Raw genomic sequence first — 21,781 nt, 5'->3', positions numbered from 1 at the left:
TGCATGATAAAGCATTTTATTATTCCAGGTAATAGTGCTTTATGCAATTCAGCCTGTCATCCAATTCATAAACCCAGGGGGTTGCCGTTGGTATGTCCAGTTTGGTAACTTCCTCATCGCTCAGGTTCTCTATATACTGGATAAGGGCGCGCAGGCTATTGCCATGTGCACAAATAATAACTTTTTTATTTTCGCGGATAGCGGGCACAATGCTTTCGTGCCAGAATGGCAAGGCCCTGTCCATTGTTTCACTCAGGTTTTCGGTAAGCGGGAGTTCGCGGTAGGTCAGGTCGTTATAACGCAGGTAATGGCCGGGGAAACGTTCGTCCTGTTCATTAATAGCAGGTGGATGTTCATGTGGGTCCCGGCGCCATTTTTGCACCTGCTCTTCGCCATATTTGGTAACAGTTTCGTCCTTATTAAGCCCTTGCAATGCACCGTAAAAACGTTCGTTAAGCCGCCATGATTTATGCACAGGGATCCAAAGCGCATCCATCTCTTCCAACACAAAGTGCATTGTTTTTATACTCCGTTTTAACACAGAGGTAAAACCTACATCAAATGTGTAACCATGTTCGGCAAGTAGTTTACCGGCGTGTATGGCTTGCTGCAGCCCCCCGTCAGACAGGTCTACATCTGTCCATCCGGTAAAACGGTTCTCCAGGTTCCAAACACTTTCGCCGTGGCGGATCAATACTAATTTTTGCATAACTGGTAGTTTAACACTTAACCGGGGATTGGGTTTAAAAAAGTATTGCCAATTTGTTTTATTTGGGTTAGCTTGCACTTATAAACCAATTAAACCTTTATATGATACCTACTACCCCGGCACCTGTGGTTGTTAAGGATGGCATAGCTAACCCTGCACCGCTTGGCCTGTGTGCTTTTGGCATGACCACCGTTTTACTAAACATACACAACGCAGGCTTTTTTGAATTAAATACCATGATACTGGCCATGGGGATATTTTATGGCGGCTTGGCGCAGGTTATAGCCGGTATTATCGAGGCTAAAAAAAACAATACCTTTGGGCTAACAGCCTTTACCTCCTACGGATTTTTTTGGTTATCGTTAGTTGGGCTAATGGTAATGCCTAAGCTGGGTTGGGGAAGCAAACCTACAGAGGGCGCTATGTGTGCCTATTTGGGCATCTGGGGCTTTTTTACTTTTTGCCTTTTCTTTGCAACCCTAAAGCTTAACCGTGCGCTGCAATTTGTATTTGCTTCGCTTACCATATTATTTGGCCTGTTGGTTTGGGGCGATGCCACCGGCAGCCAAAGCATTAAGCACCTTGCAGGGTATGAGGGTATTGTTTGCGGTTTATCAGCCATATATACAGGCATAGCGGGTGTAATGAACGAGGTTTACGGCAAAGAAGTGTTGCCTGTTGGCACAGTAAAATGATATAGGCATGCCTGTTCTGTTGTTAAGCAAAAGAAGCATTACCAAATATTTCCGTTAAATTGCGCTTGTGAAAGATCTAAAAAAATATTACTTGTTACCGGCTACACCGCAGGAGGTGTATATGGCGCTTACCAATCCCGTTACTTTACAATTGTGGACGGGCGACCCCGCACAAATGTCGACCGAGCCGGGATCTGAGTTTTCTTTGTGGGAAGGCAGTATTGTAGGCAAAAACCTGGAGTTTGAAGAAGGAAAAAAAATTGTACAGCAATGGTATTTTGACGGGCAAACAGATGAATCTATAGTTACCATCAAGATACACCCCGATAAGCATGGCTCATCTGTAGAATTAAGGCACATCAATATCCCGGATGAAGACTTTAATGATATAGCCGAAGGCTGGAACGATACTTATTTTGGTAACCTGGCCGATTTTTTTGAAGTAGGTTAGGAAGAAAATTAAGACTGTTAGAGTAAAGGATCAAGTAGAAAAAATGTAATACAACAAAAGAGCCGCTCCAAATTTGGGCGGCTCTTTTTGTTAAGGTGTGTTGATTCCTGACTCTTGTGGTCTTGAATCTATCCCTTAGTATAAAGTGAACTCTACACGACGGTTTTGCTGACGGCCTGCTGCTGTTTTGTTAGTAGCAATTGGCTGTAGTTGGCCGTAACCTGTTGCTTCGATACGTGATGCATTTGCACCTTTATCTACCAGGTAAGTTTTGATAGCTTCTGCACGGTCTTTAGATAAACGCATGTTTAAATCTTTAGAACCTGTGTTATCTGTGTGGCCTGCTAATTTTAAGCTGAAGTTTTTATCAACCAATAAACGTGCAACCCTGTCTAAGCTTGCGAATGATTTTTCGCGGATAGTAGCTTTACCTAAATCAAACTCAAGATTTGAGATAGCATCTTTAACCACACGGCGATCTTCTTCAGTAATAACCACTACCGGTTTAGCCAATGGGCAACCAGAACCATCTACCTTAGTACCAGATGGTGTGTTAGGGCATTTATCGTTAATGTCTAATACGCCGTCACCATCGCTATCAATAGTAAGTTTTGCCAAGTTTGCGTTAGTAGTGTTCAGGTCATTTCTTAACTGATCGTTTTTAGCTTTTTCAGCATCAATTTGTGCCTGTAACATCGCTTTGGTTTGTGCATTCTGCCATACATATTCTGTACGCATTGAGTTAACCGGGTTGTAAGTAGCCATAGCCGGAGTTTTTGAACTACCTAACAAGAACTCTAAACCAATGTGTGCGTATGAGAATCTGTCGTTGCTGTTACCAATATTGTAACCATCAAAGTTATCAGATTGTACAAAGTTAACCTGGTAGCCTAAATCTAAGTTTACACTTGGGCCTAAATTTACTTTAAAACCTAAACCAACTGGTACAAACCATTCGTTTATTGTGTTTTCGCCTGCACCGTTAGCATATGGCGTAGTGTTACCTGCTGCATCTGTAATAGTTGTTTTGTAACCCATGTAACCGGCACCCGCTGTTAAGTAAGGCTGGATTGAGGTTTTGCTATGGAACCAACTGATGTTACCAAGTGTTATGTTTGCGCTTAATGCACCAGACCAATCTAATTTGGTATTAAAGCTGTTTGGTGTACCAAAACCAGCCTGGCCTCTTGTGCCGCTAACCTCTCCGCGAAGGAAATCAGCCTGTAAAGCAAATGTTGGAGAAAATTGCTTTTTGATGTAACCACCGTAACCTATCTCAGATTGTGGCTGTCTGAAATCCTGACGGCCATTGGCGCCAAAAATTGTGAATGGGGTTAACAAACCGCCGTTAAATCCTATCGACCATGTACGTACAGGCCCGCCAGAAAATGGCTTAACATAATTGGTTGTTTGAACAGAATCGGTTTGGGCAAATAATGTGCTACCTGCCAGCAGGCCAGTAAGCAGAAGGGAAGCTTTTTTTAAATTTGTTTTCATGTTGTGTAATTTTTGAGTGTCTGATAAACTGTATAAGCAGACATTTCCCTCATACCAACATTGATGCCAGTAAGCCTTTTTAGAGATTCAGGCTATTTTTTATTACGTAGTATTCTGATCATAAATTTCAATATAATAAGCTATATGATAGCTTATTATATTGAAATTTTGACCAAACAAATAGATTAGTCAAGGTCAAACACGGTATATGTATCAAGAAAGTTACAGTGACCCTAAAAGCATACAGTGTAAAACTTTTTAAGCCATTACAGCGATGGTTTTGAATACAGTATCAGCAAGCAAAGCATCCCCTTTTATACGCGAATCAGCTATGGCATTTTGCGCAGAAATAGCTTTGGTAAATAACTTCCAGGCGGTTTGCGGGGATAGTATTACTTCGGCACTTACAGCAGTTTCGGGTTGCTGCTTTTGAAGCTGCCATTTTTCAACAGATTTTTTTAGAAACCAAACGCCTCCCTCCCTGCCGCTGATGGTTATTTTTATAATCGTATTTATGCCGGCTGCTACATGATGGTAAGTATGCGGCAAGGCTTGCATAAAGGTATCCATACAAGGATAAAATAATTGCCTGGCCATTAAGCCGGGTTTACCCAGGGCATCACGTATCTGCTGCTGGTGGTGCCATTTCTCGGTGTACTCACGTGCAATATGAAACCAGTTAAGCGATATATTCTCCCCTGCCCATGCAACCGGGAACATAGCTTGCTCAAAAGGTTTAAGCGTATGCAGGTATTCGATATATTGTTTACCTGTACTTTCTAATTGGCGGGTAAGCAATTGCGGGCTAACCCTTTTCATGGCAGTTACCCATGTGTTATTCAGTTCATTTAAAAAGGCTACCAGGTGCTGATAACTTTCTATCGGTTTATCTGGGGGTGAAAGCTGATGCCCGTTTAAAATAGCTATGCCGCGCACGTTACCATCAAGTAAATGCGCGGCAATATCTTTCACGGTCCATAACCGGGCTACGGTAGGCTTATTCCACTCCTCTGGTGATAAAGAAGAAAGCAATTCTATCAGCAGCTTATCCAGCACCGAGAACAAGTGCAGCGTTGGTATTGGTATCAATTGCTTCATGACACCTCAAAATCATCCGGCGGGATGTATAAATACTTTCCATTTTATATCTGCCGCAGCTTTATACAGGGTTGCCGCAACAGAACAGTATTTGTTTAGCGATAGTTCAACCGCTTTTTTAGCTTTATCCTCGTCAACATTATTGCCGTAGATATGAAACTCCAGCATAATATCCTGCCATAAAGATGGTTCTACGCCGGCTTCACGTTCGCCTGTTATAACCATTTTATAGTCAACAACGTCCTGGCGTTGTTTTTTAAGAATGGCAATAACATCAATTGCCGAGCAACCACCCAAACCCATTAAAAGCATTTGCATAGGGCGTACGCCAAAGTTTTCGCCACCACTTTCGGGGCTACTGTCCATACGTACGGTATGGCCGTACTCGTCGGTGGCTTCAAAGCCGTAATTGCCGCTAACGCGGGAAAGTTTTATAGTAGGCATAAGCAATATAATAATTATGCTAAGTTATGCTTTTGAGATAATAATAACATATCATTTAATATATTGGAGTTAAGCCATTTATTTGGGCTTGACTCCAATTATTTTGATTTTAATAAGCTTATCGACTGTAAATTATACAATAAAAAATTATCTTCATGCCCTAAATCAATACTATGGCCTTAAACTACATCTGGATAGCTTTTTTCCTGATTGCTTTTGTAATAGCATTTTGCAAACTGGTATTTTTTGGTGATACGGATGCCTTTAAGTTATTGATTGATGGTATGTTTGATAGTTCAAAAGCCTCGGTAATGGATATCGCGCTGCCTTTGGCCGGCAATATGGTACTTTGGCTGGGCATACTAAATATAGGCGAACGTGCCGGCGCCATGAACTTTCTGTCGCGCATTGTAGGCCCCTTTCTTAGCCGTTTGTTTCCGGAGGTACCCAAAAAACACCCGGCAACCGGGCAAATGATGATGAACTTTTCGGCCAATTTGCTTGGGTTAGATAATGCGGCCACCCCGCTTGGTTTAAAAGCGATGAACAGCTTACAGGAACTTAACCCTAATAAAGAGACTGCCTCAAACGCCCAGATCATGTTTTTGGTGTTGCATACATCGGGCTTGCAGCTGTTGCCTGTTACCATAATAGCACAGCGTTTCATCCTTCATGCCAAGGATCCGGCAGATGTTTTAATCCCTTGCATTATAGCAACTTATGTGGCAACAGTTGTAGGAATGATTGCAGTGGCCATTAAACAAAAAATAAACCTTTTTGATAGGGTTATTATAAGCTGGCTGGGCGGTATGACGGCTTTTATAGCCCTGTTAGTTTGGTATTTCACACAGTATCTTGACAAAGAACAAATAACAACCGTATCAAAAGTGGCCAGTAACCTGTTACTATTTGCTATACCAACCGTATTTATTTTAGGCGCCTTGCGCAAAAAAGTAAATGTATTTGAAAGCTTTATCGATGGCGCGAAAAGCGGGTTCGAAGTTTCCGTTAAAATAATTCCCTACCTGGTGGCTATGCTTGTAGCCATTAGTGTTTTCCGCAACAGCGGCGCGCTGGATTACTTAAACAGCGGGGTAAAATGGGCCGCAACAAGTTTAAAACTGGATACCCGTTTTGTTGATGCTATGCCGGTAGCGTACATGAAACCCCTCAGCGGCTCTGGCTCTAAAGCTATGATGATTAATGTAATGCAAACCTACGGCCCTGATAGTTTTGCAGGCAGGCTTGGTTCTGTATTCAATGGATCTGCCGACACTACTTTTTACATTGTAGCCTTGTATTTTGGCTCGGTAGGTATCAAAAAATCCAGATATGCAATCCCTGCAGGTTTAATTGCCGATCTGGCCGGTGTTATTGCAGCCATATTTATCTCCTACCTGTTTTTTGGGTAGCAACTTAATTTCCGCTTTTCCAGCTACTTATAGCATTAATTAGTTGTAACAAGGCTGATACGGTTTACGTACACAGCCAAGTGTTATATCATCTCCTTTCGGAAATCCGTATGGCCGTTTGATAACATATGCAAATTGTTAAAACTATTGACTTTGATGTGTGATTGATGGGTAAAACTTTTACTAAAGGTTTATTTATTGCCTTTATTGGCTTGTTTGTAATGGCAGGTGCTATTGCACAAACCATTACAGTTGGGGCTATTGACCCGGGGCCATACGGAAGAGGATCTACAATTAGCGTACCTATTCAAATTGATAATACAAATGGCTGCATCGCTATAAATAACATTTATACCCTCTTTTTGTCTGATGCATCGGGCAGCTTCGCTGCCGAAACGCAAATTGGCACAATGAGCGGCTTTTATGCAACTTTTGTTAACGGTGTGATCCCGGCAGGAATTTCTGGCGGTACAGGGTACAGATTAAGGGTAAAGTCAAGTTCGCCAGCAGTGATCAGTAACCAATCGGGTACGTTTACCATTAACACCGTTACCGGCGTAGTTGCTGGTTTAACATCACAGTTATTGAATAATAATAACCCCGAGGTTTTTGGAGTATGTATAGCAAATGCAGACAACCCACCCCCTCCTTATGATTTTGAAGATAATTCAACAGCAGGCGCCACTGTAACTGCTGATTTTTTTAATGAATTATCCCAAACACTTGAAGCCGGCAACAAACCCATTCCTGCTTCTTTTAATGCTGGTTTAGCTAACTATACCATAACTGTAAAAGCAAAAAAAGATGGCTTGGTTGGTACCAAATCATTTATATTGATAAACAATGTAGTTAATAATAGTTTTAGTGCAAGCGGCAGTACTACAGTTTGTTTAAATGGCGCCAGCCAGCTAACTTATAATGTTATTATCACCGGCACCCAGGGTATAGAACGTAATTATCCGGGTCTTAGTTATAATGTTAACTGGGGCGATGGTGTAATTGTTAATTACACACTTTGTGATATTTTAAAAGCCGGCGGTAAAGTAGTACACAATTACTCCATATCCTCCTGCGGCCGATCGGCCAATGGGCAAAATAATGTCTTTAAAGTTGATCTGCAGCCGGTAAGTCCATATTGTTCTAACATAGTGCCGCCACTTACAAGCTACGCCAAAGTATTGTCATCGCCCAAAAATGATTTTAATTTACCTGCGAATGCCTGTACCGGTTCGGCAGTAACATTTATAAATGCCTCCGACCCTGGTATGGACCCAAATAGTACAGGGTCTGATTGCAGAAACTTAAGCGTTCGTTATTTATGGTATGTAAATGATGTGCTAAAAAGCCAGCCCTTAAGATTCGATCAGTCATTCGTTTACACTTTTCCAACACATGGCAATTACAAAGTAACCCTGCGTTTACAAAATAACAACGGGTTATGTAATGCCGAAGATAAATCTCATGATATTTGCGTTCAGGATGCCCCTAATCCCGATTTTACCATCCCGGCCGTCTATTGCCTGTCTGCAGGCCCCCTTAGCCCTGTCAATAATTCTTTAGTGGATGAATTTTGTAATAACAACGCCACGTACAATTGGGTGTTGGTAAATGGCCCGGCAGGGGGGGTAAGTTTTAATGCCGCTGCAAAAATACCGGCTTTTAATTTTAACCGTACCGGCGTGTATAAGTTCAGGCTTGATATCACTACCTTAAACTGCGGGCTAAAATCAAGCGTCGAAAAAGAGATTGTTGTAAATACCGTACCCACGGCAACATTAGCACCCGATGTTACACAATGCGGCACCGGTGTACCCATCAGCTTTGATCCTACCGCTATTTTCACTAAAACAGTTTTAACCGGCACTGCCCAGGCTACACCAACCACATATGTATGGGCAATTAGCAGCCCTAATGGCGGTACATTTTCTTATGCGCCGGGCAGTACGGCTAACAGCCAATACCCGCGTATTATTTTTAACGATTATGCTACCTACAAAATCACTATTACCCATAGCAATAATTGCGGTACAGCTACAGCAACGCAGCAATTAAAATTTGTACAGGCGCCAACAGTATTTGCCGGCCCACCTCAAAGCAACATCTGCGAGGGTGCACCTGTAATATTGGCAGCAAGCCCCGGCACCGGTGGTTTGGTAAGCACAGTAAGGTGGACAAGCCCAACGGCGGGGCAGGCAGCATTCAGCCCGGCAAATACGCCAAACACCACTTACACCCCTACCGCTACAGATATAGCAAACGGCCAGGTACTTTTAACCTATACCGCAACTACATCGCTTGATGCACCTTGTAATGAAATAGCCAGCACCGTGCTTATAACTTTTGTAAAAAAGGCTACGGTTACAAGTACAGACACTAAAACAGTTTGCAGCGGCTCGCCCCTAAACTACACCATTACATCTGCCAATCCGGCTACGGTATTTAATTATACAGCGGCATTATCATCGGGCACGGCAACCGGGTTTAGCGCTACAGGCAGTGGTAGCACCATTAATGATGTGATTATTAACAACAACATTACAGATGCTATAGTTACCTATACAATTACACCTGTACTAAATGGATGCACAGGTACGCCTTTTACATTAACGGTAACAATTAATGCGCAAACTATTGGCGGCACGGTAGATGGCACTACAACCGTTTGCCCCGGTAACAATAATGGCGTAGTTACCTTAACAGGCAATTTAGGCAATATTTTACGGTGGGAAAGCTCTGTAAATAGCGGCGCTACCTGGCTGCCTGTTACAAACACCGGGAATACGCTTACCTATTTAAATGCTACACAAACAATACAATACCGGGCAGTAGTACAAAACGGAAGCTGCAGCATAGCTTTTTCATCTGCTGCAACACTCAACGTAACCCAACCTGTTACAACTGCAAACGCCGGGGCAGATCCGCCGCCTTTATGCAACCAAACCACTATAACATTAGAGGGCAACAACCCACAGCCCTTTAATGGCATATGGACACTGGAAACAGGCCCTGCAGCAGGTGTGGTGATTACCGACCCTACAAACCCTAAAAGCACCGTAACCGGTTTAACCGGCGGAAATACCTATATATTCAGATGGACAATAAATGCCCCACCCTGCGAAAGCAGTTACGACGAAGTTGTGATTACCAATCTGCCTGATGTGACAACCGGTTTTACGCTTAATAATATTGAAGGTTGCGGGCCTGTTGATGTACAATTCACCAATACTTCCAGCCATATCAATGGTGTTAATTTCATCTGGGATTTTGGTGACGGCACGCCAACATCAAACGAGATTAATCCGCAGCACATATTTCAACCAAAAGCCGGCGGGGTAGATTTTGAATATACCGTATCGCTTACCATAGCCGATAACTGCACCAACAGGCCTGCTTTTATCAAAACCGTAAAAGTACACCCTGTTGCGCCCGCGCCAAGGGCATTCCCTGATCTGGTATCCGGCTGCGGAGATTTTCCGATAGTGGTAGAAAACAAATCCTTCGCCACTTACAAATTATACACCTATATCCTGTTTGATGAAAACGGAACGATTGAAACAAAAACTAATACCACAGGTGCCAGCGAAACTTTTAACCTGTTAGCTAAAAAAAATCCTAAAATATATAAAGTTAAACTGGTTGTAGTTGATTTTTGCAACCAAACCGGCGAAAGCCAGCCACAAAGCATTGTGGTATCTCCGTACGATATAAGGCCTGGCTTACAAGTAGAAAATGATGTGACCAAGGGCTGTTATCCTTTAACGGTTAAATTGATAAATGCCTCTACAGGTGGCGACAATTTTAAGTTTCACATAACCAGCACTGATGGAACAGTAATACCTCTTATACCGGTTGTATTGGATGGCAGCCTGAATTATACATTTCCCAATCCGGGTATTTACTATGTTTCTGTAATAGCTTTAAGCTCTTGCGGAAGTCAGGAATCTGACCCCATTTTACACCGGATAGAAATTTATGAAAAACCAAGGCCCGATTTCAAAGCGGATAAGGTAATAGGTAAGTGCGACGATGTTGAGTTTACATTTACAAATACAACTATACCCGACCCTTCTTCACAAGCGAGTGAACTTACTTATGATTGGGATTTTGGTGACGGTACCCCCCATTCAAATAACTATAACAATGTAAAGCACAAATATGCACCGGGAACAACACCTTATACGGTAACCTTAACGGTAACCAACCCCAACACAGGTTGCAGCGACATTAAAATATATAAAGATCTGATAACTGTTTATGCAAAACCCCTTGCCGATTTTGATGCCAAACCCGGTTTTGAAACAGCTATACCCAACTATCACTTTGAGTTTGCTGACAAAACTGTGGGCACACCTGTAAAATGGACCTGGACATTTGGTGACGGGCAAAGTGCTATGACACGTTACCCCACACATACCTACGGTGATGTAGGCGAATTTGATGTTACCTTAACCGTTGAAGATAGCAGGGGGTGTATTGATGTGATAAGTAAAAAGGTAAAAATCACGGGTGTACCGGGCTTTTTGTACCTGCCCAATGCTTTCCAGCCGCAGGGCAGTGCTGTAATGCTGCAAAAGTTTACGGCCAAAGGATCTGGTATTGCAAAATGGCAGCTGCAGATATTTAATAATTGGGGGCAGCTATTGTGGCAAACTAATGCATTAGGCAGTAACGGCGAACCTGTTGAAGGCTGGGATGGTACATTTAAAGGAGTTATGGTACAGCAGGGCACCTATATCTGGCAGGCGTCTGCCACGTTTATAAACGGCACCGAATGGAAAGGGATGTCATACAATGGGTCGTTACCCAAACGCAGCGGTTATATCAGTTTATTAAAATAAGGCAAATGAAAAAAACCTTTTACAATTGCCTTTTACTGTTAACAGCTACCCTGCTTGGCCGGTTACCTGCTTCTGCACAAGATCATATGTATTCGCAATTTTTCAATTCGCCGGTATATCTTAATCCTGCGCTTAACGGCCAGTTTAAAGGCGATCTGCGGATGAATCTCATTTACCGCAACCAGTACACATCTGTACCTGGTGGTTTATCCTATTTGTCGGCCTCAATAGATTATAATGTACCACAGTTTGGCGGCGGTATTGGCTTGCTTTTTACCCGCAGCAGCGAAGGGTATGCCTACCTGAATAAAAACAATATTGCGGGTATTTATTCCTACAGTGTAGGGTCAGAAGATTATGTGTTGTCGTTTGGTTTACAAGCCGGGGTTACCAACCGATCGGTTGATTTTAGCAAGCTGGCTTTCGGCGACCAGATAGACCCCCGCCTGGGCTATATCCCCGGTTCTGAAACGGGCGCCGATAAACCGGCCTTTAACAACAAATTTTATTTTGATGCCGGCGCCGGTATTAACCTTACCCTTAAAAGTTTTAACATTGGCGGCGCGGCGCAGCACGTAAACCGCCCAAACGAATCATTTACAGGGGCACCGGCAAAATTACCCATAAGGGCTACGCTACACGCCAGTTTTAGATATAATCTTACGCAAGACGATAACCTGGATGATGAAGATAAATCGTATATCATCCCTTCGGTAGTTTTTTACAAACAGGCACAGGCACAATCCCTAAATGCAGGCATGCAGTATAAAAGGCGTAGTATAAGTGCGGGCTTATGGTACCGCAGCAGCGGCCAGGGCGGGCCGGGCGCCGTTGTGATCTCCTTTATTTTTGATCTGTTCATTAATAAAGAGGGTGGCGAAAAAGTACGTTTTGGGGTTAGTCATGATGTGCCTGCCGGTGGTTTAAACTACAGCAATACCAGCGGCACAACCGAGGGGAGTATTGGATATGAAACCACTTTGCCATCCAGATATGGCAGCGATCATAAATTTTTAGGTGCAAGCAGGTGTTATGATTTTTATTAACTTTTTTACTAATTTCACAGCCCGAAACCTATGAAAAAAGATTACCTAAAAGATAAAGCTGTAAAAAAGAAAACCGCATCCAAAGCCGGCTGGATGATTGTAGTATTTGTGGTTATTTTTGCAATACTCATCGGCAAATTCGCCTTAACTAACGCCGGCGATGTTTTTTCTGGCTTGCCGGATAGCGATACGGCTTACGGTGTAGCCAAACAATACATTATGCCTACTGTGTTGTCGCACAATATTACATTTTCTGATGATGAATATAAATTTGCTAAAAAATCCGATTCGGTATATGTGATCAAATCATCTTACATTACCAAAGAAAGCAATGGCGAAAGCGAAAAAACTAATTTCACCATCACTTTAAAATACAATGGCGGCGCCGGCGAAAAATCATCTAACTGGGCATTGGTGAACTTAGATCAGAATAATTAAAGCCCATTCCCAAAAAACCACATGGATAGTGTAAACGAATTTGTAGTTGATGGTACAGCACGTATTGCACATGCCCAATATCAAACTATTGTAACAAGCGGCAACCATGCTATTATAGCTGATGAGCCGAATAAAATTGGCGGCACAGATACGGGCATGTCGCCTTATAACTTATTATTGGCCAGCCTGGCCAGCTGCACTGCCATTACCTTACGCATGTACATCGATCGTAAAATGTGGGTAGTTGATGAAATAATTGTTAACCTGCAATTATTTAAAAACAAAGAAGGCGTTTTAATAGAAAGCAAGCTTGAGTTTAAAGGCGAACTTAATGACGACCAAACCAAACGCCTGATCACGATAGCAGATGCCTGCCCTGTTCACAAAATACTGGTAGGCAATATTGTTGTTAATACCGCTTTACAGGCGGTTTAGTTTAAGCCTTTTACAAAAACATCAATCAGCAGCAGGCGCTTTTTGTGAATCTCATCAAGATCCTCCCTGTGTGGAAAATTGAGCTTTTTACTTTGTAATACCCCACCTACTTTAATGCCATGCAGAGCATCTAAAAACACCTCCACAATTTCTAATGGCGGGGCAATTGGCTTTAAATTGTTTTTCTCTACCCGGGTCTGTATCACATCGGCTAAAAGAGTGATTTCGGCACTGCGGATCTGGCTCACGGTTTCCCATATGGTATCTGGCAGGTTTTGTTCGTTAAGCCTGAAAAAATCAAAAAAATTATAATTATTTACAATAAAATCGTGGTGGGTATTCACCTGGAACAAAAAGGCTTCGCGCAGATCTGTAAAATGCCCCGCCTTATCTTCAAGCTGCTTTAAGTAATCATTCGCCAGCTTACGCATAACAGCCATGTATAGCTCACTCTTATCCGGGAAGTAATAATATAATAATGCTTTAGACATAGAAAGATCACCGGCTATTTCATTCATGGTGGTTTTTGAATAACCATAATGAAGGAACCGCTGATAGGATGCTTCTATAATTTTTTCGCGTTTAAGATCCTGCTGCTCGTTTGCTGCGCTCATGCTGTTATTGCAAGGTAAATGTAAGTTTAAAAAAGTTCCTGACTTTTTAAACAAAACTATCAAATAACCAATCAATAAATTAAAGGTTTGGCGAAAAATGAAATTTAAATGAAATTTGTATAGAAATTACATGCTTTTTGCAATTGCCGTACCAGCACTAATAACAATGGCATCTTCTATGGCACCGATCACCGGATCGGGCAGGCCGCTGCGTTTAGCAAGGCCAATACGTAAAAACATACATCCAAAGGCGGATGCTATAGCCGCCGCCCCTCCTATCAGCCCGCCAATTACAGGTTGTTTATGGTTTGCCTTATAAACAGTTGCCCCGCATAATGCGCCTGACAGAAAACGGCCTGCAAGCCCGCCAGCAGCCGTACGCTTTGGGGCAAATGGCATTTTATCGCCTACAAGTTCGCCTGCGCCTAAAACCTTAAATACTTTTGATGCAGGTATGGTTTGCATAAAATTTAACGATGTGCCTTTTATTTGTTTTGAAGGATGCCTGCTATAAACATGGCTGATTACCGCGGGTGCCGAAAATGTGCGCATGCCCGCGATAATTCCTAATCCGGCAGCCTGCTTAAAGGCATTTGTTATTTGCAGTTTCATAATATGCTGATAATTTGGGATACAGGTACAATAACCATTCCTAAATAATCAGCCTTTTATTGAATGAAAAGTAAAAAAACTCAATCAATAAGTAAAATGTGTTGTTGTATATACACCAATAAGTACATAATGAAACTACACGAAGATAATACACTTGGTGCCTTAGGTAGTGCCATAGGCAAAGGCCTGCTGGCCGGTTTGGCCGCAACAGCCGCCATGACCCTATCGCAGATGGTAGAAATGAAAATCACCAAACGCCAGAGCAGTGATGCACCGCTTAAAGTTGCAGAAGATACCGCGGGCGTTAAACCGGCTGCCAATGAAGACAAACAAAAATTAACGCAGGAATTACACTGGAGCTATGGCACCGTCTGGGGCGTTGCCCGTGGCATTATTGGCCTAACCGGTTTAAGGGGCATACTGGCTGCGCTGGTGCACTTTGGCGCTGTTTGGAGTACAGCCTTAGTGATGTTGCCAAAACACGATGCCGCAAAGCCAATAAACCAACAAGAACCAAAAGACATAGCCATTGATGCCTTACACCATGGTGTTTACGCCATAAACGCGGGCCTGGTTTATGATGCGCTTGATGCCGGCAGCAAACGCGAAAGAAAAATAAATAAAATAGCCGGGCAGGTTAAAGCTTTGGTAAAAAGGTACAACTAATATCTTTTTAATTATAACAACAAGGGCCGCATAGTAAAACTGTGCGGCCCTTGTTATGTGTTTATACAATTGTATTAAGCTTCCTTAACTTCCAGCTTAGGTTTTTCAACTTCTTCTTTTTTACCGAAGAAGTAATTTTTCATGTTTACACGGATGATGTACATACATGGAACCAATATGAGGGTAATAATGGTTGCAAAACCAAGGCCGAAGATCATAGTCCATGCTAATGGCCCCCAAAAGGCAACGTTATCACCACCAAAGTGAATGTGCGGTTCAAAATGTGTAAATAAACCCACAAAATCAATATTAAAACCAACTGCCAACGGTATTAAACCCAATATGGCTGCAGTTGCGGTTAACAATACCGGTGTCATACGGGTGTGGCCTGCTTCCACCACTGCATCGTGCAGATTGGCACCCTGATCTATCAGCATATCGGTAAACTCTACCAGCAAGATACCGTTACGTACCACCACGCCGGCAAGGGCAATGATACCGATCCCTGTCATTACAATGGCCATAGTCATCCCAAACAATGTCACTCCAAGAAATACACCTATGATACTAAAGAATATCTCGCTGATAATGATAAACGTTTTCCCGATGGAGTTAAACTGGATCATCAGGATAATTAATATCAACCCAAAAGATGTCCCCATGGCACCACCAAGAAAAGTTACCGCTTCCATTTGATCTTCCTGGCCGCCGCCCTGCCTGATGGTTATAGTATCATCTTTTTTAAAGTTGCTTATAGCTCTTAATATATTAGCGTTAACCTCATTGGCATTATATGGTTTAACCACACTTGATGCTAAAGTTAACACCCTGCGTTGCTGTTTACGCTTAATATTACTAAAGGTATTTGTATAGCGAATATCTGTAAAAGCAGAAATAGGTACCTGGCGAATTGCGCCGCCTGTAGCCAAATCCCGATAAGTTATTTTTAAGTTACGCAACTCATCAATATTGCCCCGCTGCTCTTCCATCGCCCTAACTTTTATTTGATAGTCATCCTCTTTCGTATTCCTGAAATCGGCAGCTTTTGCACCAAAAATAGCAGCTCCTAAATTATCATTAATGGTTTTTGTACTTATGCCTTCGCGGTTTGCACGCTCGCGGTCAATATCAAATACAATATCTGGCTTATCATTTTGCACATCTGCAACAAGGTTCTCAATACCTGCAATATTTTGTTTATCAAGGTATGTTTTTAAACGGCTACCTGTTTTTACCAGCGAGTCTAAATTATCACCAATTATCTCAATGCTAATATCCTTTTGTACGGGTGGCCCACTCGCCTCTTGCGCAACCGCTATTTTAACACCCGGATAGCCCTGTACAGCTTTACGTATTTTGGCAAGAACCACTTTAGTATCTTTCTTATCACGTTTGCCAAACTCAACAAAAGCTACAGTTACTTTGCCTTTATTCTGATAGTCTCCCTGGTCTTCATCCTGTGGGTCGGTAACGCCTTTAGTAACATTTGATATAATTGATGATACAATATCCTTATCCGGCTCAACAATTTCAGCAACCTTTTTTTCTATTTTACGGGTTATTTCATTTGTAGTAGCTTGGTCGGTACCGATGGGCATTGTAATGTAGACATAGGCAAAGTTAGGGTCTCCTGACGGGAAAAACTCCGGCGTTTTACCTATCGTTATTAACAGCACAATTGATAATACAAATAATCCAAAAGTCCCTACTAACATGGTTATTGGCCTTCTTACAGCTTTTTCCAGCCATTTAGCATACCAATTCTGAAATTTAGGCCATGCATTATTCTGAAACCGATCTATCACTTTAAGTAATACAAAATGGTTTAGGAGATATAACAGGATAATTAGTATAAATAAATTCGGTAGCAAAACACTGATATGTAATGTACTTTCGGCTGGTAAAAATGTAAGCAAATATAAAAACACAGTAATACCACTTAGTATTAATACTGTTTTTTTTGTTTTTTTATCAAATTTAGGATTATCATGCTCACCGGGATGGTGTGGTTCCATAAAATCGACCGCAAAAACCGGGTTCATGATGTATGCTACAACCAATGATGCCAGTAAGGTGATGATGAGTGTTATTGGCAGAAAGAACATGAATTCTCCAATAATACTGTTCCAGAATGCTAATGGTATAAATGGTGCAAGGGTTGTCATAGTACCGGAAAATACCGGCAGAAACACCTCTCCTGCAGCCATTTTAGCAGCTTCCTTAATTGGTACTTTACCATTCGCAAAAATACGATGGGTGTTTTCTATAACTACAATTGCATCATCAACCACAATACCCAGGGCAAGCAAGAACGAGAATAGCACGATCATGTTAAGGGTAAACCCAATGGCCGGCATAATCATAAAGGCTATAAAACAGGATAATGGTACTGATAGTGCCACAAATATAGCATTGGTTGTACCCATAAAAAACATCAGGATAACAGTTACCAATATAAACCCGATAATGATCGTGTTGATCAGATCGTTAAGTGTAGTACGGGTTTTGTCACTCTGATCGCCCGTTACAGTTATGTTTAATCCTTTAGGAAAATCGGTTTTTTTCTTCTCTTTAATTAGAGCATTTATTTTGTCCGATGCTTCGATAAGATTTTCACCAGTTCGTTTACTTACGTTAAGGGTTATTACATTTTTAAATTTAGATTGCTCAGGCGTTTTTAATCGGGCATAACTTTCCTGCTCTAAAAATGAATCTTTTACTTCTGCAATATCGCGCAGGTAAACCGCCTGTCCTTTGGGGTTCCTGATAATCATTGCAGCTACTTGGTCGGCATTTTTAAAATCCTGCTTAACATCAATACTACGGCGGACACCATCCGTTTTTATAGTACCGGCAGATGATAAAATATTTTCCTGCCCAACAGCCTGGATAATGTCGCTAAAGCCAATCTGAGCCGCAGCCATTTTATTAACATCAACATTTATCTGTATTTCGGGCGTTAAAGCACCAACCTCATCTACTTTTGAGATTTCTCTAAAACTTTCAATCTCATCTTTTAAAATGTCGGCATATTCCTTTAGCTTCTTCAAGTCGTAATCGCCTGAAATGTTAATGTATAAAATAGGAAGATCGGCAACATTAATATCTGATATAACCGGCTCTTTAAAGTTTGCATCGTTTTGCGGCAAATCTTGCCGTGCTTTATCCACTGCATCTTTAACATCAATCTTCGCATCTTTTGTTTTAACATTAGCGTTAAACTCGGCTGTAATTATAGATACGTTTTGCGCAGAATTTGATGTTACTTTTTTTAAACCTTTCAGAGATTTTAATTTCTTCTCAATCTGCCTTGTAACCAGGTTTTCAACGTTTTGTGGTGACTGACCCAAAAATGTTGTTGTTACGAAAATTTTTGGTACGGCAATATCCGGAAAATTCTCTTTAGGTAAATTATTATAACTGATTAACCCCAGTGCCGTTATCATAAAAATGAGCACGTATATGGCGGTTTTGTTATCTATGGCCCAACTTGAGGGACCAAATTCTTTTTTAACATCTTTCATATTTGTAATAGATCAGAGGTTGTTATTAAATAGCAGATTGTGAAACCTTTACCTTATCGCCGTCTTCAATATCTGCTGCACCTTCGGTAACCAGTTGCTCGCCGGCTTTTAAGCCCGATAGTATTTCTGATTGCCCACCATAGGTTACACCTACTTTTATGGTTTTACGTTTTGCTATACCATTTTCTGCAACATATACGTAATCACCATCCTCCGATTTCTGGATAGCTTTTACCGGTATCACAACAGCATTATTTTTTGAATAATCGGCTATTTTGATAATAGCGGTCATATTGGGGCGAAGCGATTTACGAACAGGTAATTTTATCTCCACCGCAAAACTGCGTGATGTTGGATCGATCGCCTTGGCCGCAAAGGTTACCTTAGTTTTTAAAGAATCTTTTGCGTCGGGTACCAGTATCATCACTTCGTTACCAGTGCCCACGCTGCCTGCATAACTCTCGGGCACATCAGCCTTTACCTTTAATACATCAGCATTTACAATACGGATGCCGTTTGTACCGGGTTGTGCAACCTGGCCAAGCTTAAGATCCATTTGGTCAACTGTGCCGCTTATTGGCGATACAATGCGGTATAAGTTTGCCTGCTGGCGTAAAGCTGCCAAAGCCTTTTTACTTGCCTGCAGGTTAGTTTGCGCCTGTAAAAATTGCACCTCGGTACCAATTTTTTGGTCCCACAGGTTTTTTTGGCGATTGTATAAGGTTTGGTTTAAATTAACCTGCGCATCGCTTTGTGCAATTTGCTGCTGTAATACGCTGTTATCTAACTGTACCATAACCTGGCCTTTTGATACATGCTGGCCCGGCTTTACATAAATACTGGTAATGGTACCCGGCGATTGCGGATAAGCGGTTACGTTATCCTGCGCGTCTATCTTACCCTGTATTTGTACATAGTTGGTAAATGCGCCGCTTTTTACTTCCACAACGCCAACCTCTGTTGCCTTAGTAGAATCGGTACCAACCTCGCTTTGCAGCTTGGTTATTTTTGCATTAATATCTGATTGCTGCTTTTGCAGATCGGCCAGCTCTGCTTTTTTATCTTTAGGCTTGTTAGAGCATGCTGCCAGTAACAGTAATGCGAGTATGTATATTAATTTTTTCATTTTGTGTGTTGATATATAAGTGTTTAGTTGTTGTTTACTGTATTCTGCCGTATGCTTTGTCAAGATCTACCTTGCTTATTAAAGCATCGTAAAGGCCTTGTATATATTTGTTATCCGCATCCTCCAGCGCTGTTTGCGCCTGCGTAACTTCGATACTTGAGCCAACCCCCTGCTGATATTTTATTTTGGCTACCCTTAGCACTTCCTGTGCAAGTGCCTGGCTTTGCTTTTGGTTATTAAGGCTTTGCAAGCCATTTATAAAATTCACGTTTGCCTGGCTTGCCTCCAGATTTAAAGAATTTTTAAGATTTACCAGATCGTTTTGTGATTTAAGCACGGTTATTTTAGATTGCTTTACCTGGTTTTCGCGCTGTAACCCATTAAAAATAGGTACACTTAGCGTTAAACCTACATAAGCCGAAGGAAAGTTGTTACTGTATAAAGATCCAAAGCTGTTGTTTTGGTAAGATGCCGCATAGCTTGCATTTGCGCTTAAAGTTGGCAAAAACTGTGTTTTTTTGTTTTTCAGGTCAAGTTCGTTAAGCCTTTTTTGGGTTTCCTGTAAGTTATACTCAATGCGCCTGCGGTAAAACGAAGTATCTGCACCTAATTCGGCCACATCATTTTGTAAGTTAACATCGGTAAGTTTATCCACCAGCGTTAGGTTATATTCTATCGGCATCCCCATCTGAAACTTTAATAATTGATAATTTAAAGCCAGCAGGCGAATGGTATTTTCGCGCGTGGTTAGCAGGTTGTTGTACTGAACAACTATCCGGTCAACATCAATCTTTTCTACAAAACCCTGTTTATTCTGGGCCGTTGTTTGATCTACCTGCTGCTTTAACTGTGTAATGTTAGCATCAAGCAAACGCAGTTGCTCGTTATTAACCAGTACCTGGTAGTAAGCTTTAGTAACGTTTACATTGGCTTCTATTTTAGTACGCTGGTAGCTGCGTGCAGATAGTTCCTTATAAGTTTTAGATGCCTTTAAACCAACAAGATAGCTCCCGTTAAACAATATCTGGTTTGCTGTAACAGATAAGTTTGAATTGTATTTAACACCAAACTGCACCGGGATAAAAGTACCCGCCGGGCGGCCTGCCAGTTCGCCGGGCAGCAACTGGGTAGGTATTTTAAGGTAATCTGTAAAGGTTGCCTGGCCGCTAATTTGCGGTAAACCAATACCTGTTGTTTCTTTTACTTTGTACTCGGCACTTTTAATATCAAGGTTGGCATTAACAATTGCATTCTGATGCGCATAGGCGTATTCAACAGCCTGGGTTACCGTAAAGTTGTAAGTTTCTGGTGCGGGCTGCGTTTGCGAAAACCCGTTTAAGGCCCCCGTAAGCAATAACAGCAGGGTTTGTATTCGTTTCATTTTGTGGGTGTGATATGATAGATTATTGTTTGTTTTTTAATATGCCTGCAAAACAAGGGGTTTAATTGACAACCGTATGTCAGCAGGGTAAGCTGTTTAATTTATTTTTTCGAAATGCTCTTCTTTATACTTATCCAGTAATTCGTGCCCTTTAAGGGTACAAATGCCATAGTTAAAATGCTCCAGCAGCTGATATTGTACCTTCCAGGGGCTAAATTGCGATACCGGAAATATGATTGTATTAAAGCCCATCTCTACCTGGTTAACACGCATTTTGGCCAGTATCTTTACGTCTACATCTTCGCGGATGAAACCCTGTGCCATACCTTTTATCAATAATTCTTCTAATGTTTTAACCAGCACATCTGATTTGAATTGCTGAAATTTCCCCCATGCATCCGGATGATACTTCTGCATATCATGTATTACAATAGGATTGATGCGCCCGAAGATCTCTTCGGAGCACTTCATCATATTGATCATCTCTTCTATCACATTAGATGATGTATTGATGATGTGTGTTATCTGGCATGCATCTTCCTCTAATTTTTTTTCTACCAGGGCAATCACCAAATCATTCTTATCATTAAAATAATGATAAATGGTTTTTTTTGACATCCCCAGGTGGCGCGCAATATCATCCATCGTTACGCTTTTGATACCTGCTTGCAAAAAAAGCTCCTCTGCGCCTAATACTATTCTTTCTGTTTGACTGTTAGACATTATTGGTCAAAACTAAGGAAACATTTTTAGATTTCAAAGTTTCCATGTCAAATTACTTCATGTTGACAATCG

General features: G+C 41.6%; 18 protein-coding genes. 8 read left to right on the top strand and 10 right to left on the bottom strand.

Annotated features, from left to right (window positions below; all coding sequences use genetic code 11):
- Positions 1-19: 19 nt before the first annotated feature.
- Entirely contained in the window at positions 20-709 is a 690-nt protein-coding gene (gene gpmA, locus E2R65_RS13400) for a 2,3-diphosphoglycerate-dependent phosphoglycerate mutase (RefSeq protein WP_134336974.1), read from the bottom strand.
- Between the two features lie 101 nt (positions 710-810).
- On the opposite strand from gpmA, the gene E2R65_RS13395 reads away from it, so the two are divergent.
- Together E2R65_RS13395 and E2R65_RS13390 are read left to right on the top strand one after the other, a co-directional pair.
- Positions 811-1,404 (top strand): acetate uptake transporter, encoded by a 594-nt coding sequence (locus E2R65_RS13395; RefSeq protein WP_134336973.1) that lies wholly within the window; start codon positions 811-813, stop codon positions 1,402-1,404.
- A gap of 67 nt (positions 1,405-1,471) precedes the next feature.
- Positions 1,472-1,855, top strand: a complete 384-nt coding sequence (locus E2R65_RS13390) for an SRPBCC domain-containing protein (protein WP_134336972.1) — start codon at positions 1,472-1,474, stop codon at positions 1,853-1,855.
- Between the two features lie 135 nt (positions 1,856-1,990).
- Here E2R65_RS13390 and E2R65_RS13385 read toward each other — a convergent pair whose 3' ends face one another.
- From E2R65_RS13385 to E2R65_RS13375, 3 genes are all read right to left on the bottom strand, one after another.
- Positions 1,991-3,352: an OmpA family protein gene (locus E2R65_RS13385; RefSeq protein ID WP_134336971.1), complete on the bottom strand. Its 1,362-nt coding sequence runs from the start codon at positions 3,350-3,352 to the stop codon at positions 1,991-1,993.
- 258 nt (positions 3,353-3,610) lie between these two features.
- Positions 3,611-4,450, bottom strand: a complete 840-nt coding sequence (locus E2R65_RS13380) for a maleylpyruvate isomerase N-terminal domain-containing protein (RefSeq protein WP_134336970.1) — start codon at positions 4,448-4,450, stop codon at positions 3,611-3,613.
- A 12-nt stretch (positions 4,451-4,462) separates the two neighbouring features.
- Positions 4,463-4,894, bottom strand: coding sequence for an OsmC family protein (locus E2R65_RS13375; RefSeq protein ID WP_134336969.1), 432 nt, complete (start codon positions 4,892-4,894; stop codon positions 4,463-4,465).
- Positions 4,895-5,067: 173 nt separating this feature from the next.
- On the opposite strand from E2R65_RS13375, the gene E2R65_RS13370 reads away from it, so the two are divergent.
- From E2R65_RS13370 to E2R65_RS13350, 5 genes are all read left to right on the top strand, one after another.
- Positions 5,068-6,306, top strand: coding sequence for a nucleoside recognition domain-containing protein (locus E2R65_RS13370; RefSeq protein WP_134336968.1), 1,239 nt, complete (start codon positions 5,068-5,070; stop codon positions 6,304-6,306).
- Between the two features lie 167 nt (positions 6,307-6,473).
- Positions 6,474-11,144 carry a PKD domain-containing protein gene (locus E2R65_RS13365; RefSeq protein WP_134336967.1) on the top strand — a complete coding sequence of 1,557 codons (4,671 nt, stop codon included), beginning with the start codon at positions 6,474-6,476 and terminating at the stop codon, positions 11,142-11,144.
- Between the two features lie 5 nt (positions 11,145-11,149).
- Positions 11,150-12,190 carry a PorP/SprF family type IX secretion system membrane protein gene (locus E2R65_RS13360; RefSeq protein WP_183500348.1) on the top strand — a complete coding sequence of 347 codons (1,041 nt, stop codon included), beginning with the start codon at positions 11,150-11,152 and terminating at the stop codon, positions 12,188-12,190.
- Between the two features lie 30 nt (positions 12,191-12,220).
- Positions 12,221-12,628 carry a hypothetical protein gene (locus tag E2R65_RS13355; RefSeq protein WP_134336966.1) on the top strand — a complete coding sequence of 136 codons (408 nt, stop codon included), beginning with the start codon at positions 12,221-12,223 and terminating at the stop codon, positions 12,626-12,628.
- A 21-nt stretch (positions 12,629-12,649) separates the two neighbouring features.
- A complete protein-coding gene (locus tag E2R65_RS13350) occupies positions 12,650-13,063 on the top strand; it encodes an OsmC family protein (RefSeq protein WP_134336965.1) in 414 nt (137 codons plus the stop codon).
- Here the strand turns inward: E2R65_RS13350 and E2R65_RS13345 are convergent.
- Positions 13,060-13,677, bottom strand: a complete 618-nt coding sequence (locus tag E2R65_RS13345) for a TetR/AcrR family transcriptional regulator (RefSeq protein ID WP_134336964.1) — start codon at positions 13,675-13,677, stop codon at positions 13,060-13,062. The genes E2R65_RS13350 and E2R65_RS13345 overlap by 4 nt on opposite strands.
- A 126-nt stretch (positions 13,678-13,803) precedes the next feature.
- On the bottom strand, positions 13,804-14,289 hold the full coding sequence (locus tag E2R65_RS13340; RefSeq protein WP_134336963.1) for a DUF4126 family protein: 486 nt from the start codon (positions 14,287-14,289) through the stop codon (positions 13,804-13,806).
- Positions 14,290-14,418: 129 nt separating this feature from the next.
- Here E2R65_RS13340 and E2R65_RS13335 point away from each other — a divergent pair, with 129 nt between their 5' ends.
- Positions 14,419-14,955, top strand: a complete 537-nt coding sequence (locus E2R65_RS13335; RefSeq protein ID WP_183500349.1) for a hypothetical protein — start codon at positions 14,419-14,421, stop codon at positions 14,953-14,955.
- A 74-nt stretch (positions 14,956-15,029) separates the two neighbouring features.
- Here E2R65_RS13335 and E2R65_RS13330 read toward each other — a convergent pair whose 3' ends face one another.
- The 4 genes from E2R65_RS13330 to E2R65_RS13315 form a co-directional block, all read right to left on the bottom strand.
- Complete coding sequence (locus tag E2R65_RS13330) at positions 15,030-18,479, bottom strand: efflux RND transporter permease subunit (protein WP_134336962.1); 3,450 nt, start codon at positions 18,477-18,479, stop codon at positions 15,030-15,032.
- A gap of 25 nt (positions 18,480-18,504) precedes the next feature.
- Entirely contained in the window at positions 18,505-19,605 is a 1,101-nt protein-coding gene (locus E2R65_RS13325) for an efflux RND transporter periplasmic adaptor subunit (protein ID WP_134336961.1), read from the bottom strand.
- A 34-nt stretch (positions 19,606-19,639) separates the two neighbouring features.
- On the bottom strand, positions 19,640-20,986 hold the full coding sequence (locus E2R65_RS13320; RefSeq protein ID WP_134336960.1) for a TolC family protein: 1,347 nt from the start codon (positions 20,984-20,986) through the stop codon (positions 19,640-19,642).
- 96 nt (positions 20,987-21,082) lie between these two features.
- Positions 21,083-21,709: a TetR/AcrR family transcriptional regulator gene (locus E2R65_RS13315; RefSeq protein WP_134336959.1), complete on the bottom strand. Its 627-nt coding sequence runs from the start codon at positions 21,707-21,709 to the stop codon at positions 21,083-21,085.
- Between the last annotated feature and the right edge of the window lie 72 nt (positions 21,710-21,781).

Source organism: Mucilaginibacter phyllosphaerae, from assembly GCF_004378255.1.
Classification (GTDB): Bacteria; Bacteroidota; Bacteroidia; order Sphingobacteriales; family Sphingobacteriaceae; genus Mucilaginibacter; species Mucilaginibacter phyllosphaerae.
The sequence above is the reverse complement of the archived record's forward strand: the minus strand, read 5'-3'. Positions and strand labels throughout refer to the sequence as shown.

What these genes read in the sequence shown, in the direction of transcription:
- E2R65_RS13380 (WP_134336970.1), bottom strand. Translation starts at nt 4,450, where the DNA reads ATGAAGCAATTGATACCAATACCAACGCTGCACTTGTTCTCGGTGCTG.
- E2R65_RS13355 (WP_134336966.1), top strand. Translation starts at nt 12,221, where the DNA reads ATGAAAAAAGATTACCTAAAAGATAAAGCTGTAAAAAAGAAAACCGCA.
- E2R65_RS13315 (WP_134336959.1), bottom strand. Translation starts at nt 21,709, where the DNA reads ATGTCTAACAGTCAAACAGAAAGAATAGTATTAGGCGCAGAGGAGCTT.
- E2R65_RS13320 (WP_134336960.1), bottom strand. Translation starts at nt 20,986, where the DNA reads ATGAAACGAATACAAACCCTGCTGTTATTGCTTACGGGGGCCTTAAAC.
- E2R65_RS13330 (WP_134336962.1), bottom strand. Translation starts at nt 18,479, where the DNA reads ATGAAAGATGTTAAAAAAGAATTTGGTCCCTCAAGTTGGGCCATAGAT.
- E2R65_RS13385 (WP_134336971.1), bottom strand. Translation starts at nt 3,352, where the DNA reads ATGAAAACAAATTTAAAAAAAGCTTCCCTTCTGCTTACTGGCCTGCTG.
- E2R65_RS13365 (WP_134336967.1), top strand. Translation starts at nt 6,474, where the DNA reads ATGGGTAAAACTTTTACTAAAGGTTTATTTATTGCCTTTATTGGCTTG.
- E2R65_RS13395 (WP_134336973.1), top strand. Translation starts at nt 811, where the DNA reads ATGATACCTACTACCCCGGCACCTGTGGTTGTTAAGGATGGCATAGCT.
- E2R65_RS13345 (WP_134336964.1), bottom strand. Translation starts at nt 13,677, where the DNA reads ATGAGCGCAGCAAACGAGCAGCAGGATCTTAAACGCGAAAAAATTATA.
- E2R65_RS13375 (WP_134336969.1), bottom strand. Translation starts at nt 4,894, where the DNA reads ATGCCTACTATAAAACTTTCCCGCGTTAGCGGCAATTACGGCTTTGAA.
- E2R65_RS13360 (WP_183500348.1), top strand. Translation starts at nt 11,150, where the DNA reads ATGAAAAAAACCTTTTACAATTGCCTTTTACTGTTAACAGCTACCCTG.
- E2R65_RS13325 (WP_134336961.1), bottom strand. Translation starts at nt 19,605, where the DNA reads ATGAAAAAATTAATATACATACTCGCATTACTGTTACTGGCAGCATGC.
- E2R65_RS13340 (WP_134336963.1), bottom strand. Translation starts at nt 14,289, where the DNA reads ATGAAACTGCAAATAACAAATGCCTTTAAGCAGGCTGCCGGATTAGGA.
- E2R65_RS13370 (WP_134336968.1), top strand. Translation starts at nt 5,068, where the DNA reads ATGGCCTTAAACTACATCTGGATAGCTTTTTTCCTGATTGCTTTTGTA.
- gpmA (WP_134336974.1), bottom strand. Translation starts at nt 709, where the DNA reads ATGCAAAAATTAGTATTGATCCGCCACGGCGAAAGTGTTTGGAACCTG.
- E2R65_RS13350 (WP_134336965.1), top strand. Translation starts at nt 12,650, where the DNA reads ATGGATAGTGTAAACGAATTTGTAGTTGATGGTACAGCACGTATTGCA.
- E2R65_RS13335 (WP_183500349.1), top strand. Translation starts at nt 14,419, where the DNA reads ATGAAACTACACGAAGATAATACACTTGGTGCCTTAGGTAGTGCCATA.